The organism is Microcoleus sp. F10-B2, assembly GCF_036704965.1.
In the GTDB taxonomy this organism is placed as follows: Bacteria; Cyanobacteriota; Cyanobacteriia; order Cyanobacteriales; family Microcoleaceae; genus Microcoleus.
Genome location: NZ_JAUBTB010000037.1, coordinates 1 through 15,563 on the forward strand (window position 1 = coordinate 1; position 15,563 = coordinate 15,563).

12 protein-coding genes are annotated in these 15,563 nt (G+C 46.7%); 9 read left to right on the forward strand and 3 right to left on the reverse strand.

Annotated elements, in window-relative coordinates:
- Positions 1-187 (reverse strand): hypothetical protein (locus QUA99_RS15850; RefSeq protein WP_333238434.1); only part of this gene is annotated, 187 nt, incomplete at its 3' end.
- A 789-nt stretch (positions 188-976) separates the two neighbouring features.
- On the opposite strand from QUA99_RS15850, the gene QUA99_RS15855 reads away from it, so the two are divergent.
- Positions 977-2,647, forward strand: a complete 1,671-nt coding sequence (locus QUA99_RS15855; protein WP_333238432.1) for a calcium-binding protein — start codon at positions 977-979, stop codon at positions 2,645-2,647.
- Positions 2,648-2,807: 160 nt separating this feature from the next.
- On the opposite strand, the gene QUA99_RS15860 is transcribed toward QUA99_RS15855, so the two are convergent.
- Positions 2,808-3,170 carry a hypothetical protein gene (locus QUA99_RS15860; protein ID WP_333238430.1) on the reverse strand — a complete coding sequence of 121 codons (363 nt, stop codon included), beginning with the start codon at positions 3,168-3,170 and terminating at the stop codon, positions 2,808-2,810.
- A gap of 401 nt (positions 3,171-3,571) precedes the next feature.
- Here QUA99_RS15860 and QUA99_RS15865 point away from each other — a divergent pair, with 401 nt between their 5' ends.
- Together QUA99_RS15865 and QUA99_RS15870 are read left to right on the forward strand one after the other, a co-directional pair.
- Entirely contained in the window at positions 3,572-4,414 is an 843-nt protein-coding gene (locus QUA99_RS15865) for a photosystem II manganese-stabilizing polypeptide (RefSeq protein ID WP_333238428.1), read from the forward strand.
- 461 nt (positions 4,415-4,875) lie between these two features.
- Entirely contained in the window at positions 4,876-5,649 is a 774-nt protein-coding gene (locus tag QUA99_RS15870) for an RNA polymerase sigma factor SigF (protein WP_333238426.1), read from the forward strand.
- Positions 5,650-5,983: 334 nt separating this feature from the next.
- Here QUA99_RS15870 and QUA99_RS15875 read toward each other — a convergent pair whose 3' ends face one another.
- Positions 5,984-7,150: a pyridoxal phosphate-dependent aminotransferase gene (locus QUA99_RS15875; RefSeq protein WP_333238424.1), complete on the reverse strand. Its 1,167-nt coding sequence runs from the start codon at positions 7,148-7,150 to the stop codon at positions 5,984-5,986.
- Positions 7,151-7,386: 236 nt separating this feature from the next.
- On the opposite strand from QUA99_RS15875, the gene QUA99_RS15880 reads away from it, so the two are divergent.
- The 6 genes from QUA99_RS15880 to QUA99_RS15905 all read left to right on the forward strand — a co-directional run bounded on the left by QUA99_RS15880 (position 7,387) and on the right by QUA99_RS15905 (position 15,213).
- On the forward strand, positions 7,387-7,899 hold the full coding sequence (locus QUA99_RS15880) for an adenine phosphoribosyltransferase (protein WP_333238422.1): 513 nt from the start codon (positions 7,387-7,389) through the stop codon (positions 7,897-7,899).
- 263 nt (positions 7,900-8,162) lie between these two features.
- Positions 8,163-9,203 carry an ABC transporter permease gene (locus QUA99_RS15885; RefSeq protein ID WP_333238420.1) on the forward strand — a complete coding sequence of 347 codons (1,041 nt, stop codon included), beginning with the start codon at positions 8,163-8,165 and terminating at the stop codon, positions 9,201-9,203.
- A 125-nt stretch (positions 9,204-9,328) separates the two neighbouring features.
- Positions 9,329-11,062, forward strand: a complete 1,734-nt coding sequence (locus tag QUA99_RS15890) for a leucine-rich repeat domain-containing protein (protein WP_333238418.1) — start codon at positions 9,329-9,331, stop codon at positions 11,060-11,062.
- 18 nt (positions 11,063-11,080) lie between these two features.
- The gene (locus QUA99_RS15895; RefSeq protein ID WP_333238416.1) at positions 11,081-12,205 is read left to right on the forward strand and encodes a DUF6745 domain-containing protein; all 1,125 of its coding nucleotides are present in this window, start codon (positions 11,081-11,083) and stop codon (positions 12,203-12,205) included.
- Between the two features lie 181 nt (positions 12,206-12,386).
- Positions 12,387-13,340 carry an ABC transporter ATP-binding protein gene (locus QUA99_RS15900; RefSeq protein WP_333238414.1) on the forward strand — a complete coding sequence of 318 codons (954 nt, stop codon included), beginning with the start codon at positions 12,387-12,389 and terminating at the stop codon, positions 13,338-13,340.
- A gap of 205 nt (positions 13,341-13,545) precedes the next feature.
- Positions 13,546-15,213, forward strand: a complete 1,668-nt coding sequence (locus QUA99_RS15905) for a hypothetical protein (protein WP_333238412.1) — start codon at positions 13,546-13,548, stop codon at positions 15,211-15,213.
- Positions 15,214-15,563: the final 350 nt, after the last annotated feature.

The window sequence follows — 15,563 nt, forward strand, 5'->3', positions numbered from 1 at the left end:
CTCCTGCCCCGCAGCCTCGGGCCTCCTGCCTTAAAACTCCAATTTCTAGCTTAACTGCAAAAGTGAGATGCTCCCAAAATAACCGACTCGACAATTTCTTTGCTGGTATTAACTTTGTCGCGGATAGGTGTAGCAATCTTTCTCTGACGCGCGTAAGGTTCGGAGTTTGGTTAGTAATGTTCCGCATTATGTTTTTAGCAGTTAATAGAGCAGGATAGCACAGTATAAAAAAGTTGTTATAACGATTTTTTCGCTGACCATTTGCGAGCTTATTCTCTTGAACCTCAAGCAGCATAAAGGCTGTGGTTTCGGAGCGCTGAACGATTAGTAAATATTTTTATCAAAATTAATTATTAGAAATAATAAGATGATTGTAGTCAATTTTAATCGACAATAATTAAATATAAAGTTGCATTGATTGCCTACCTATTATTAGTAGCGTTCGTAAAACGCACTCAGAAACAAGTAATACATTCCCAATATTAGTATAATATCGATATTTGTTCACTTATTAACTTTAAAAATGACCTTTTTGCATATGTTATGAGGCAGAAGGGTTGGCTTGTTGTTTGACTGCGGGAAGCTGACACTCGTGCTGAGGGAGAACTAACGAGATTCCTTGGAGTTTCTTTCTCTCATGATAGAGGGTTAGCTAACCAGGATTTGGTATCAGAAGTAAAATTTTGAAAACGAGCAAGAATCAAAAAGGTTATTCATTTTTCATTATTCATCATTTTGTTTGTCTAGTTTGAGATCCTTGAGTCCGATCGACTAATTTTTATTTAAAAAAATCCGTAATAACTAAATTAGATTGCCGATCGGGCATTATACCAGCCCCGAGCGCAACTTCCCGCGCCCCTTCGCCAGATTGCCAAAATCTCAACTATGCTAACGTAGGCAAGCAGCAATCCCTTGTCACGAAGGCGATTAACATAATTTCAAACAATTTATTTGATTGAGGAGCGGTGTATCCCGTATGGCAAACCTGATCGGCACAGACAGCAACGACTTTATTCTAGGAACTCCGCTGGGCGATCGAATTCGAGGCTTAGATGGCGATGATACGCCCCTGGGTGCCGGAGGAGATGATACCCTAGACGGCGATGCCGGCAACGACCAGCTTCTTGGAGGTGACGGAGCAGATTCGCTGATTGGCGGTGAAGGAAATGACGAACTCATTGGCAACCAAGGGCGCGATTTTGCTTCCGGCGGGAACGGCGACGACTCGATTCGCGGCGGTTTGGGCAACGACATCCTCGAAGGCAACGACGGGATAGACAGCGTGTTGGGAGACGCAGGGGACGACTTAATTAGTGGCAACGCAGGCTTTGATGTGATTGCCGGCGGTAGTGGCAACGACACCCTCACAGGGAATGACGGCGACGATTCCGTATTCGGGAATGGTGATGACGACTTTCTCTACGGGAATTTTGGGAACGATTCTCTCAACGGCGGTCTCGGTAGGGATCAACTGTTGGGCGGTGACGGCAACGATTATTTGACCGCCAGCGACGGCGATGACACTTTGTACGGCAATGCCAACAACGATTCGCTCTTCGGAGACTTCGGCAACGACCAATTATTCGGCGGCAAGGCTGACGATACAGCTTTTGGGGGCATCGGTTCCGATACGATTCGCGGCGATGAAGGCGACGACTCGGTACAGGGAGATGAAGGCAATGACTTCCTGTTTGGTGGCAAAGGTAATGATGTTCTCGACGGCGGTTTTAACGATGACTCCTTGGCTGGAGGTCTCGGTGACGATACAATTTTGGGCAGTTTCGGCAATGACAATTTATTTGGGGCAGAGGGTAATGATTCTCTGATCGGAGGTGAGGGTTCGGATACTCTGACTGGGGGCAGCGGCAGCGATGTCTTTGGATTGGGAGCCGGGCCTGGCAGTTTGGTTTTAATTACTGATTACAATGAGGCAGAGGATTTCTTTGGACTGCCGAGCAATTTATCTTTCAGTCAACTGGTAGTTAGCCAAGGCAACGGTGCCAATCTCAGGGATACAGTAATTACGCTCGACGGCAAGCTTTTAGCAATTTTGACAGACACTCCGGCGGCGCTGATCGATGCCAATGATTTTATCACTGTGACTGGGACAGTTACCCCCAGGCCAACCACCATTACAACTACAACTACAACTACAGTTACCACCACAACTACAGATCCAACTCTAACTCCGACTCCGACTCCAACTCCAACTCCAACTCCGACTCCAACTCCGACTCCGACTCCAACTCCAACTCCGACGCCGACTCCAACTCCGACTCCAACTCCGACTCCAACTCCGACGCCGACTGAGACTCCGACTCCGACGCCAACTCCGACGCCGACTCCCACAGCAGCACCGACGCCGACGCCGACTCCGACTCAGACTCCGACTCCGACGCCGACTCCGACGCCGACTGAGACTCCCACAGCAGCACCGACTCCAACTCCGACGCCGACTGCTTCGAGGATTCCTACTGCACCGACAGTTAGCGCGCCTGAGGATTCGCCTCTGGTGTCAATGAGTTCTCTTGCTGCAACGCCGACTCGCGGACTATTGCCCCTGTTCGACCAGACGCCGTTCCCGACGCCGGTGCCGACCCCGATACCCTTAGCTCCTACACCTTTTCCTACACCATTTGGGTTCTAGATGCCGCGCAGCTCAGTTATGAGTTTTGAGTTTTACATAAACTCACAAACTCATAACTCAAAACTATGAGGACTTACGCCAGGAATCATTTTTTACACTATCTGTAGTGGTAAGGTGCGAAGTGCGCACCCTACAGGTAGAGTCTGTGCGTAAGTGCTGACTATTTAATGTCTTGCGGAGTATCGGCCGAGTCTTCTGGCGACTCGGCTGGAGAATCTTCTAGGGGAGATAATTGTTGGGTGTACCCCAAGAGCGATCGAAGTTTCATGCGGTGGATGTAAGGCCAGCCGCCATTGGCTTCAATATTCCTGAGCAGTTTGTAAAGTGCTTGGCGGTTGTCGGGAAAAGACGCTTGAAATAAACCGTCCCGAATTTCCCGGTGCGAAGCTTCCAGCGTCCGCAGCAGGGCCAAAAGCAGCAGACTGTCTCCTTGACAACTTTCGGCTAAAGTCCGAATCGCCTCTGTCAGCGATTGCATTTGAGACTGCAACTTTTCTGACTCTAAATCTTGGCCGTTGTCCATACTGCTGCTTCCTTTGAAATCTACAAGGCGTTTGTCCCCAGCCTTTTGGTCGGCCGACTAATCGAGCTAGTGGCGATCGCCATTCGGGGTCATAAGCAAAGTAACTTAAGTAGGTTGACTTAAGCAATATTAATTTGCAGTCCAAGTCAGGAAAAGAGCACAACCCGTCGTACCATGTGTATTGGGCTGCGATCGGAACATGATTGAGAAATCATAAGTTCTTGCTTATTTTCACGGCGCACTAGCTTGATTTTTTAAGTCAATGCCGGTGTCGGTGAAGCGAGGGATCGGGATCTAAATGCTGCCCGAAGCGCTGGCCTAGCCTGCCGGCGGGCAATTATATTTTGCTCGAAGTAGGGCTTTTTCTTAATATAATCCGATGTTGGATATTGAGGTTTGCAATGAAATATCGTGCTTTAATTGTTGCACTTTTAGCATTTTGCATGAGTGCGCTGGTTGCTTGTTCTTCTGCTCCTGACACGACGGTGGCGACTACCGAGTTGCTCACCTACGACCAGATTAGAGGTACTGGATTGGCTAATAACTGCCCTAGCTTGGCAGAAACTTCTAGGGGATCGATCCCCATCGAAGCGGGCGGCACCTATAAACTGACTGGTTTGTGTTTGCAGCCCACAACTTATTTTGTGAAGGAAGAGCCAGCAAACAAACGCCAAGAGGCGGAATTTGTGCCTGGTAAATTGCTGACCCGGTTCACGTCGAGCATTGACCAAGTTCAAGGTACCCTCAAGGTCGGTACTGACGGAACTCTGACTTTCACAGAAGAGGACGGCTTGGACTTTCAAGCAATTACGATTCAGTTACCCGGTGGAGAGCAAGTACCTTTCTTGTTCACCATTAAAGAACTCGTGGCCAGTTCCGAACCGGGAGTGGTTGCTATCAATACTTCCACCGATTTACGAGGGAATTTTAACGTTCCTTCTTACCGCAGCGCAGGCTTTTTAGACCCTAAAGGTCGCGGGGTATCGACTGGCTACGACAATGCTGTAGCGCTTCCGGCTACTGACAATTCCAAACTGCAAAGGTCTAATGTTAAGCTGGCTGACACTCGCACCAAGGCGGGCAAAATTTCTCTCCAAGTTGCTAAAGTTAACAGCGGCACTGGCGAAATTGGCGGGATTTTTGAGAGTACGCAGCCTTCTGATACTGATTTGGGAGCTAGACCCGCTCTAGACGTGAAAATTCGGGGTTTGTTTTACGCTCGCATTGAGCCTTCTGTGTCATAAAATTGGCTTTCAGGATCGATCGAACTTGAGTAGTTTTTTTCCGTAAAGCTACTGCTCGCCCTTCATTAGCCAACAGTCTTGAGCAACATAACTTAGGACTGTTGACTAATGACTAAACTTATGATATGATTTACATGAGTAGCCAGTTATTAAGTTAGGATTTTTAATTAATTAAAGTATTGCTTTGAAACCGCTTTTAGATCGTAATTTAGTGTTAAAAAATCCAGGTTAAAGTCGGGATTGTGCCGAATACCTTCTACCTGGTAAAATTATGCCTTCTGCGGCATAGCTTGGGATGACCCCGCCATCTCTGCGTGTTCCCAAATCTTGACTGGTGTGTCCGCTATCACACCTATTAAGTGCTAGGATTACACTACCTAAAGGCAAATTATTTTAGACTATATTGGAAACTCGATCTAAAGCAATCTGTTGTCCTCTGCTCTATCAAACCTTATGCCGCCATGTCTACCACAGTGCCGAACGAGCTAAAAAGCGAAAATTTGCAATTGTTGCGCGAGTATCAACTTTGTGGATCGAATGAAATCCGCAATCAGTTAGTTAAACTGAATATTGGACTGGTGAGAAAAGAAGTTTACCACTGGCTCAACCAGTGCGGTGAAAGCTACGACGATTTGCTGCAAGTAGGGTGTATTGGGTTGATCAGGGCGATCGAGCGGTTTGATATCGCGAAGGGACACGCTTTTAGTTCCTTTGCCATTCCCTACATACGGGGCGAAATTCAACACTACTTGCGGGACAAAAGCCCTTCCGTGCGATTTCCCCGCCACTGGCAGTCCTTGGAACGCAAATCTGTCGCAGCGATCAAGGATTTGCAGGTGCAGTTCAACCGCAAACCTACGGATGCTGAAGTAGCAGCAGCCCTTGAGGTTTCTGTAGAAGAATGGCAAGAAATTAAGTTGGCCCATCTCAACAGATCGCCTCTGAGTTTGGACGCGCCGGTGCAAGATGAAGATGAGGGGGCTACTTGTCTGGGAGAATTGGTACCCGATAGCAAGTATCGCAGTTTTCAGTTGGCGCAAGAGGATCAAATTCGCGTACAGCAAGCTTTGGCTATGTTGGAAAAACGGACTCGCGAGATATTGGAATTTGTTTTTCTCTACGATTTGACGCAGAAGGAAACGGCCGAACGCTTGGGTATCAGTGCGGTGACTGTTTCTCGGCGAGTTAAGAAGGGGCTGGATTTGCTCAAGGAAATCATGACAAAACAGCTTTAGTTATTAGTCATTGGTCATTAGTCAGCAGTCATGAGTCAACAGTCAGCAGTCAGCAGTAGTTATACCAATTCTCAAAAGTAGTGCTAAATATAAATTATCAGCTATCGTCTGTAGGGAAACGGTACTGCCGTGTCCGGCCGGTGGTGAGAGCGAATGAACGATAATTTATATAACAGAATTACTGTAGCAAGACTTTGTGAAATTGGTATTAGTCAACAGTCATTAATCATCAGTCATCAGTCAATAGTCAACAGCGATCGGTAATTAGTCAGTTGCTACCAAGAACAAATAACAAATGACTAATGACTAATGACTAATGACTACTAACTAATTTTTAGATACTGCGGACAAATTTATCGAGCCTTTCTACGGCTTTTTTAATTGTGCCTAAATCGGTGGCGTAAGACAAGCGAATGTGGTCGTCTGCACCAAAAGCAATCCCCGGAATAACTGCTACTTGCTGCTGTTCTAAGAAAGCGTCGCAAAATTCCAGAGAATTCATTCCCGTCTTGCTGATGTTGACAAACATATAGAAAGCACCGTCTGGTTTGATGCAGCTAATTCCGGGGACAGCATCGAGCAATTCAAATATTACCTGACGCCTTTCGGCAAAAGCTAGACGCATTTTTTCGACAGACTCTTGGCTGCTTTCCAAAGCTGCGATCGCGCCGTACTGTGCAAAGGTACAGACGTTTGAGGTACTGTGACCTTGAATGGTGCTGGTGGCTTTGATTAATTCGATCGGCCCGGCCAAATAACCGATTCGCCAGCCTGTCATCGCGTAAGCTTTGGCAAAACCGCTGCTGATCAGGGTGCGATCGAAGATTTCTTTGCCCAGGGAACCGATGCTGACGTGTTGGGCACCGTCATATATAATTTTTTCGTAAATTTCGTCAGCAACGACTAAAATATCTCGATCGACTATCACCTCGGCCAATGCTTTGATTTCCGCCGGAGTATAAACCATTCCCGTCGGGTTAGAAGGCGAATTCAGTACAAATAACTTGGTTTTGGGAGTAATCGCTCGACTCAGTTGTTCCGGTGTAATTTTATATCCTGTAGAAGCGTCAGTCCTTACAATTACTGGCTTGCCGCTAGCGAGTTTCACCATTTCTGGGTAGCTCAGCCAGTAGGGAGCCGGAATAATTACTTCCTCTCCAGGCTCGATCAGAGCCATCATCAGATTGTAGAGGGAATGCTTGCCACCGTTGGTGACAATGATATTTTCCGGTTGATAGTTGAGATTGTTGTCGGATTGGAGTTTGCGGGCGATCGCAGCTTTTAACTGCGGTTCCCCAGCCACAGGGCCGTACTTAGTCTTCCCCTCGTCTAAAGCTTGTTTTGCCGCTGCTTTAACGTGTTCGGGGGTATCAAAGTCGGGTTCTCCCGTACTCAAACTACAGACATCAATCCCTTCGGCCTTCATGGCTTTAGCCTTAGCGGCGATCGCCAAGGTTATAGAAGGAGAAACCTCACCCACTCGTGCTGCCAACTTAATCATTGGATTTTAGATATTAGATTTTTGACTTTAGATCTTAGGGTGACAAATGTTGATATTCAACCCTGTTGTTAGGGAATTATGACATTTGTTTACATAGTACGTAAAGGATTAAGCAATTAAAGAATAAAAATTAAAGAAGCTCTTAGTTTTAATTTTTATTTTTTAATTTTTAATTTTTGACGTTATTATTGTACCATTTTTGATGCCTCGTTACCCTCAACCCGATCTGCAAGCTTATGGATCTCAAATCTCTGATTCGCGACATTCCTGATTTCCCAAAGCCGGGAATTCTGTTTCGAGACATTACAACTTTGCTGCGCGACCCGCAAGGGCTGAGCTACACCATTGACAGCTTAGCCGAAAAATGCTCTGAAATGTCTGTTGACTATGTGGTGGGCATGGAATCGCGGGGCTTCATCTTTGGCGCGCCTTTGGCTTATAAAATGGGAATAGGCTTTATTCCTGTCCGCAAACCGGGGAAACTGCCCGGTGCGGTTCATTTTGCTGAGTACGAGTTGGAGTACGGTGTCGATCGACTGGAGATGCACCGAGATGCGATGACATCCGGCAGCCGGGTGCTGATTGTGGACGATTTAATCGCCACTGGCGGAACGGCGGCGGCGACGGCTAAATTGTTGGAGCAAGCTGGCTGCGAGCTTGTCGGTTTTGCTTTTATCATTGAATTGCAGGGTTTGGGCGGCAGGCAGAAATTGCCCGATGTGCCGATCGTCACGCTAGTTGAATATTAGTTAGTTAACTGTTAATTACTCGTTGTGGTAAGGTGCGCAGTGCGCACCCCATGTATAGAGTTTACTGTGGTATTTATGAGTCATATCAAATCCGGTAGCATCGGCATTAACATTACCCACAGTCAGGACACGGCAATGCCGTTTCCCTACAATTAATTGGGGTAGGGAAACGGCATTGCCGTGTCCTCGGTATCATGTATGAGTGCAACCGGAATTGATATCATTCACAATTGTTCAATCTAAAATCTAAAATCTAAAATAGCATGACTTCTATTAAATTAAATCGGAATTGGCGAGCGTTGAATTCTCTGTTTGGCAGCGAGACATTTACTTATGTTTTCAAGCGACTGTTGCAGGCACTTTTAACGCTATTTTTGGCCTCGATGCTTTGTTTTGCAATTATTGAACTGGCACCGGGAAATTACTTGGATACTTTGAGCCAAAATCCGAAGATTTCGCCGGAGACACTCAAGCAACTTGAACAGCAGTTCGGCTTAGATAAACCAGCGGTTGTGCAGTATTGGCTGTGGCTGCAACAAATTGTGACGCGGGGGAATTTTGGCACGAGTTTTGTGTATCAGCGATCCGTAGCTTCGCTGCTGTGGGAACGAGTACCGGCGACGTTATTAATGGCGATCGCCTCTTTGATTGTAACTTGGGCGATCGCCATTCCTTTGGGAATTGTCGCCGCCGTCAATCAAAACCGCACAGTCGATCGAGTTTTGCAAGTAGTCAGCTACACCGGACAAGGATTTCCCAGCTTTATTGCAGCGTTGCTGCTGCTATTTTTCGCTCAGAATACTTCGCCTCTGTTTCCCGTCGGAGGAATGACCAGCATCGACCACGCAGACTTACCTTGGTGGGGCCAAATCCTCGATTACGGCTGGCACTTAATTTTGCCAACAGTCGCCCTCAGCCTTACTGGTTTTGCTGGTTTGCAAAGGTTGATGCGGGGACAATTGTTGGACGTGCTGCGGCAAGATTATATCCGAACAGCACGGGCGAAAGGTTTGCCGGACGATCGAGTAATTTACGTTCACGCTTTGCGGAATGCTGTTAATCCGTTGATTACGCTATTGGGTTTTGAGTTTGCTAGTTTGTTGAGCGGTGCGTTTATTGCGGAATTTTTCTTTAATTGGCCGGGTTTGGGAAAGCTGACTCTGGAGGCGGTGAACAATCAAGATTTGTATTTAGTAATGGCAAGTTTGATGATGGGTGCGACCATGTTGATTGTCGGTAATTTGTTGGCAGATCTGCTGTTAAAAGCAGTCGATCCGAGGATCAAGCTGGAAGATTTGAAATAGCAGACTTAATTCAGTAACAGAAGGTACGCAAGAGCGATTTGTAATAGTCAACAGTCCACAGTCAACAGTATTCCCATTATCCATGCCCCATGCCCCATGCCCCATTACCCATCTCGGAGAGTTTTATGTCAGAAAAACAACCAAACGAGCCAATGAGTTTTAGCCGCTTTGCCGACTGGTGCAGGCATATAGACAGTCTTTCAGAATCGGCAAGACACACAGTTAAAGTGTTGTTAAAAAAGGCTGGCACTGATGACCCAGAAGCAGCCCAGCAGATACTTTCAAGCATGACCACACTCAATCTCAACAGCAATCGAATTACCGACATCAGCTCCCTCGGTTCGCTCACCAATCTGACAGAACTGCATCTCGACTACAATCAAATTACCGACATCAGCTTCCTCGGCTCGCTCACCAATCTGACCACACTCAATCTCAGGCACAATCAAATTAGCGACATCAGCTTCCTCGGCTCGCTCACCAATCTGACCACACTCAATCTCGACAGCAATAGAATTACCGACATCAGCTTCCTTGGCTCGCTCACCAATCTGTCAACACTCAATCTCGGCTACAATCATCAAATTACCGACATCAGCGTTTTGCGCGAGCTCACCAATCTGACCGCACTCAATCTCGCCAACAATCTTCAAATTACCGACATCAGCATCCTCGGCTCGCTCACCAATCTGACAACACTGGATCTGACCTACAATCAAAAATTTACCGACATCAGCATCCTCGGCTCGCTCACCAATCTGACAACACTGGATCTCTACTACAATCACATTACCGACATCAGCATCCTCGGCTCGCTCACCAATCTGACAACACTCAATCTCGGCCACAATCATCAAATTACCGACTTCAGCTTCCTCGGCTCGCTCACTAATCTGACCACACTGCATCTCAACCAAAATCATCAAATTACCGACTTCAGCTTCCTCGGCTCGCTCACCAATCTGACCACACTGCATCTGACCTACAATCGAATTACCGACATCAGCATCCTCGGCTCGCTCACCAATCTGACCACACTGTATCTCTACTGCAATGCAATTACCGACATCAACTTCCTCGGCTCGCTCACCAATCTGACCACACTGTATCTCAGCGACAATCCAATTACCGACATCAGCATCCTCGGCTCGCTCACCAATCTGACCACACTGGATCTCAGCGACCTCAGCGACAATCCAATTACCGACATCAACTTCCTCGGCTCGCTCACCAATCTGACCACACTATATCTCGACTGCAATGAAATTACCGACATCAGCGCCTTGCGTGAGCTCACCAATCTGACAACACTGGATCTGGGCTACAATCAAATTACCGACATCAGCGCCTTGCGTGAGCTCACCAATCTGACCACACTGGATCTCAGCGGCAATGAAATTACCGACTTCAGCATCCTCGGCTCGCTTACCAATCTGACACAACTGTCTCTCAACTACAATCAAATTACCGACATCAGCTTCCTCGGCTCGCTCACCAATCTGACCACACTGCATCTGAGCAGCAATCAAATTACCGACTTCAGCTTCCTCGGCTCGCTTACCAATCTGACCACACTGCATCTGAGCAGCAATCAAATTACCGACTTCAGCTTCCTCGGCTCGCTCACCAATCTGACAACACTGGATCTCGGCAGCAATCGAATTACCGACATCAGCTTCCTCGGCTCGCTCACCAATCTGACAACACTGGATCTCAACAACAATCAAATTACCGACATCAGCTTCCTCGGCTCGCTCACTAATCTGACCAGACTACATCTGTACGGCAATCAAATTACCGACATCAGCTCCCTCGGCTCGCTCACCAATCTGACAACACTGGATCTGTACGGCAATTAAATTACCGACATCAGCGCCTTGCGAGCGCTCACCAATCTGACAAAACTGATTCTCGGCTTCTTTCCAATTACCGCTCTGTGCGTGTTAGGCGAACTCGCACAAAAACGTCTTACTCTCTCGACTACGCCAATTGATGCTCAAAAAGCCACAGAAGCAGTCAAAGTTGCCTATGCAGCTATTGGCCTAGAACAACCCTCCGTTATTGTTTGCAGCAGTCCCCGCGACGCTTTTCTCCAAGTCTTCAACTTGCCCAAAGGCGACCATTCACCAAACTGGTCAAACGAAGGGCATTGGAATAGATTGGGGAAAAAGCTAGACTGGGAGTGGATGTCCCCATCGATTGTGAGAGAGTTTACAAGTCCGGCGGTGTGGGAGTATGAGCTCGCTAGCATAAGGATCGAGCCCGAAGCAGACAGCACACTGAGTTCGCTAATGAACGAATTTGTTTACAGCTATGTGCGATCGGAACGAACGAAACGAACGAAGGGGAATGTTTCCCCCAATTATTTGTTATACCTGAGCTCCCCTGAAACCCCCACGACTTTGTTTAAAGAAATCTATTTGACCCAATTGTATATCTCTTCATTAGGCGTCAATCTTTCCCAAAAGGCTCAAGAAATACATCACTGCCAAAAGCTGCTTTTCGAGCATTGCGGTTTTATATTTCCCTTTGAAAAGATTTGCGCGGTGTGCGATCGCCCCCGCCACCTGCGCTTTGAGAGTCAAAACCGCTTGCACGCGGAAGGAGAACCTGCCATTGAGTTTGCGGATGGATGGAAACTTTACTATTATCACGGCGTCAGATTGCCTGAAGAATACGGCAAACTCCACCCCAATCAATGGCAATCCCAATGGCTTTTAAGACAATACAATGCCGAGCTGAGGCGAGTGTTAATTGAAAGAATTGGGTACGATCGCATAATTCAAGAGTTGCAAGCAAAACAAATAGATAGTTGGCAGGAATATTCACTATTACAAATAGATAATGCCGATGTCGAGCCGATTTGTTTGTTAAAAATGACTTGTCCGAGTACGGGATTCATTCACGCTTTGAGAGTGCCGCCTAACTTGACATCTGCTAGGGAGGCAATTGCCTGGGTAAATTGGGATATCGATCCCGAGGAATTTTCCGTGCAGACTTGATATATAGCCTTTCTCACGTAAATTAAATGCTCGTGGGCTTCGGGCATAGCAGATATAAAAGCGTTTGATTTTTTAATTTCAGAAGGGGGCTGACAATTCATTTAAGAACGGGCTAGGCTAGTTGTAGACTTCTATTTCCATGCCAGGAATGCACCGATAAAATTTCATTCACCCTCCAAACATGGCAAAACAACTAGCAATAGAAACTCGCGGGCTGACGAAACAATTCGATCGCCATATAGCAGTCAATGACATCGATTTGCAAGTAGCAGCAGGCGAAGTATGCGGACTGATCGGTCCCAACGGTGCCGGCAAAACTACTTTGCTGCGAATGCTGGCGGCGGCAGAGGAACCGACTATAGGGGAAATTTACATCAACGGGGATAGGTTATTGCGCGATCGATCGCACCCAATTCTCAAACAGCGCATCGGCTTTCTTCCCGACGACTTTCCCCTCTACGACGACTTGACTGTTTGGGATTATTTAGACTATTTTGCCCGACTCTACAACCTCCAGCAACCGCGCCGCCGAGAGCGAATCAACTCCGTTTTAGAACTGGTGCAACTAACCAACAAGCGCAACAGCTTAATTTCCACCCTGTCGCGGGGGATGAAACAGCGCCTGAGTTTGGGGAGAACCATTATCCACGAACCGCTGTTGCTGTTGTTAGACGAACCCGTTTCTGGCTTAGATCCGATCGCCCGAATGCAGTTCCGCGAAATTATCAAAGCTTTGCAAGAAGCCGACATGACAGTAGTCATATCATCTCACGTCCTCAGCGACTTAGCCGAACTTTGTACCTGGGTGGGTATCATGGAGCTCGGATATCTGGTCGAAAGCGCACCTTTACAAGAACTTTACAAACGCCTCAGCCGCCAGCAAATTTTTATGTCGGTTTTAGGAAATAAATTAGAAGCGCTAACATCGGCCTTAAAAAACTTTCCTTGGGTGGAAAATTGGGCAATAATCCCGGAAACTCAGCAGGTGTGCGTTGATTTTTCAGGAAGCGCGGAAGATGCGGCAAATTTATTACGCGAACTCGTGGCGGCCAACATTCCCCTAACCGAATTCCACTGCACTCAAGAAGACTTAGAAACCATCTTCCTCAAGATGGGACACCAGCAAGCATCTTAATTTGCTAGTTTCCGGTTTACCAGAATAAACAGTGAGTTATAACTGAGTGATTAACCATGCTCAATAAGCCTTTTATGGGCGGGCTCTTCAGTCCACCCCACAATCAAACTCACTCTTTGTGGAACGGGCATCTTGCCCGTTATTTAGAATAGTTTAACAGTGAGTTATAACTGAGTCGTCACCCATTCCTAATCACCAATAACCCATGACACTCCACTTACTAGACAAAATAGGCAACTGGAATCCCCAGTTATTTCGAGAAATCAAAGGCCGCTTGAATATTGGCAATATGGCGATCGCCTCAGCCTTTGCCCTAAGCGGCCAACTGCTGCTATTCATGTATTACAGCGCCCAGATACCTGTTCCCCCTCCTAATGGGGAGTACACTTACCCCATCTATCACAGATTTTGCATTTTCAAAAATGCCAATTCTGATGAGAAACAATGCGTCAGAGATGCCTTGGGTAACTTTGTCATTAACTGGCGGGAGTGGTGGTTAGAGATATTCATTTGGCTGAGCATATTGAGCGTGTTAGCTTTATTAGTAGCAGGGACTTATATGCTGGTCAGTGACTTAGACAAGGAGGAACGCCGCGGGACGCTCAACTTTATTCGCCTCAGTCCCCAGTCTGCCAAAACAATTTTTCTGGGCAAAATTCTTGGCGTACCAATTTTACTTTATTTAGCAACAATTCTGGCCCTACCCCTGCACCTGTACGCTGGATTAGCCGCTCAAATACCCCTGAATGAAATTTTATGTTTCTACACAGCGGTTGCAGCTAGCTGTGCTTTGTTTTACAGCACTGCGATGCTATTTGGATTGACAACCAGTTGGTTGGGAGGATTTCAACCTTGGTTGGCTAGCGCTACGGCTTTTGTTGTGTTTGGGATTTCTTGGCTCCCGCTCACGCGAGCTGCTGCGGATGTGTTACATTTTTTATCTCCCCTTGCTATGCTGAGATATCAGCTTTTTCTAGTTGATAAAACTGATTTCGATTCGTTAGTTGAAAACTTAGACAAATTGCAATGGTTTTACTCGCCAGTGGGTACAAATATTGCGAGCGGCCTTGCTTTGTCTCTCTTGGTTTGCGGTACAGGAACCTACTGGATGTGGCAGGGATGGCAGCGCCGCTTTCCAAATCCCAGTGCTACAGTTTTGAGCAAGCGGCAAAGTTATTTGCTAGTTATCTGCTGTCAGGTAATATTTTTAGGGTTTGCACTCCAATCAGACCCCCCAAACTCCGGTAATCTCATCTGTTTACTTATCTTGAATTTGGTGATGTTCTTAGCTTTAATTGCAGCTTTAACATCTGACAGACAATCATTGTACGATTGGGCGAGGTATAGGAAACAAATCGTTCCCAGCAATCAGAAGCTGTGGCGGCGCTACCCGCTACTCGATTTAATTTGGAGCGATAAAAGTCCGGCTGTAGTTGCGATCGCGATCAATTTCCTCAGCTCAGTAGTAATTTTAACAGCTTGGGCGCTGTTTGAAAAAATTGATATAAACGAATTTTGGGGTGTAATTCTCTGCCTGAATCTCATCCTAATTTACGCCACCATCGCCCAACTATTCCTATTTGCAAAAACCCGAAATCAGGAAATTTATGCCGTTCTCACAATCGGTAGCGCTGTCTTGTTGCCACCTCTGATTTTATCTATGCTGTCGCTGACCCCAGAAAAAGCTCCTATTTTGTGGTTGTCTTCAACATTATTTGTTGGCTTTTCGTCGCCTTTCACAGCCGTGTCAGGAAATACGATTTTGCTATCCATACTGAGTCAGTGGACTGTCTTGGTGTTGTTGAACTTTAAATTGAGGTCGCAACTGAAACTCGCAGGGCAATCAGCTTCTAAAGCACTGCTGAAAGCTTGAAAAAGCAGGGGAAGGGATCTAACGTGAAACTCCGATCCCGGCAGGGGTTTAAACCCCTGCCTGAAAGCTTGAGTCGTCTTCAGACGACTGTTCAACTAACTTATTATGCCAATTCCGCATTTATACTCCACTTTATATCGATAGTTGTCGCGGTTACACACACAAAGCCCACCTTCGCAGGCTTTAAGATTAAAGTTGAAAAAAAAATTCTGATTGTACAGATCCAAATTTATAGATTCAGCGTATACTACTCATGAACGCAGTACAAAATTTCATGGGTTCGCACCGCTAAAAATTTCAGCTTGCCTGTTTGCAGTTGAGCTGCGATCGCCCTTGGCTGCACACGGAAC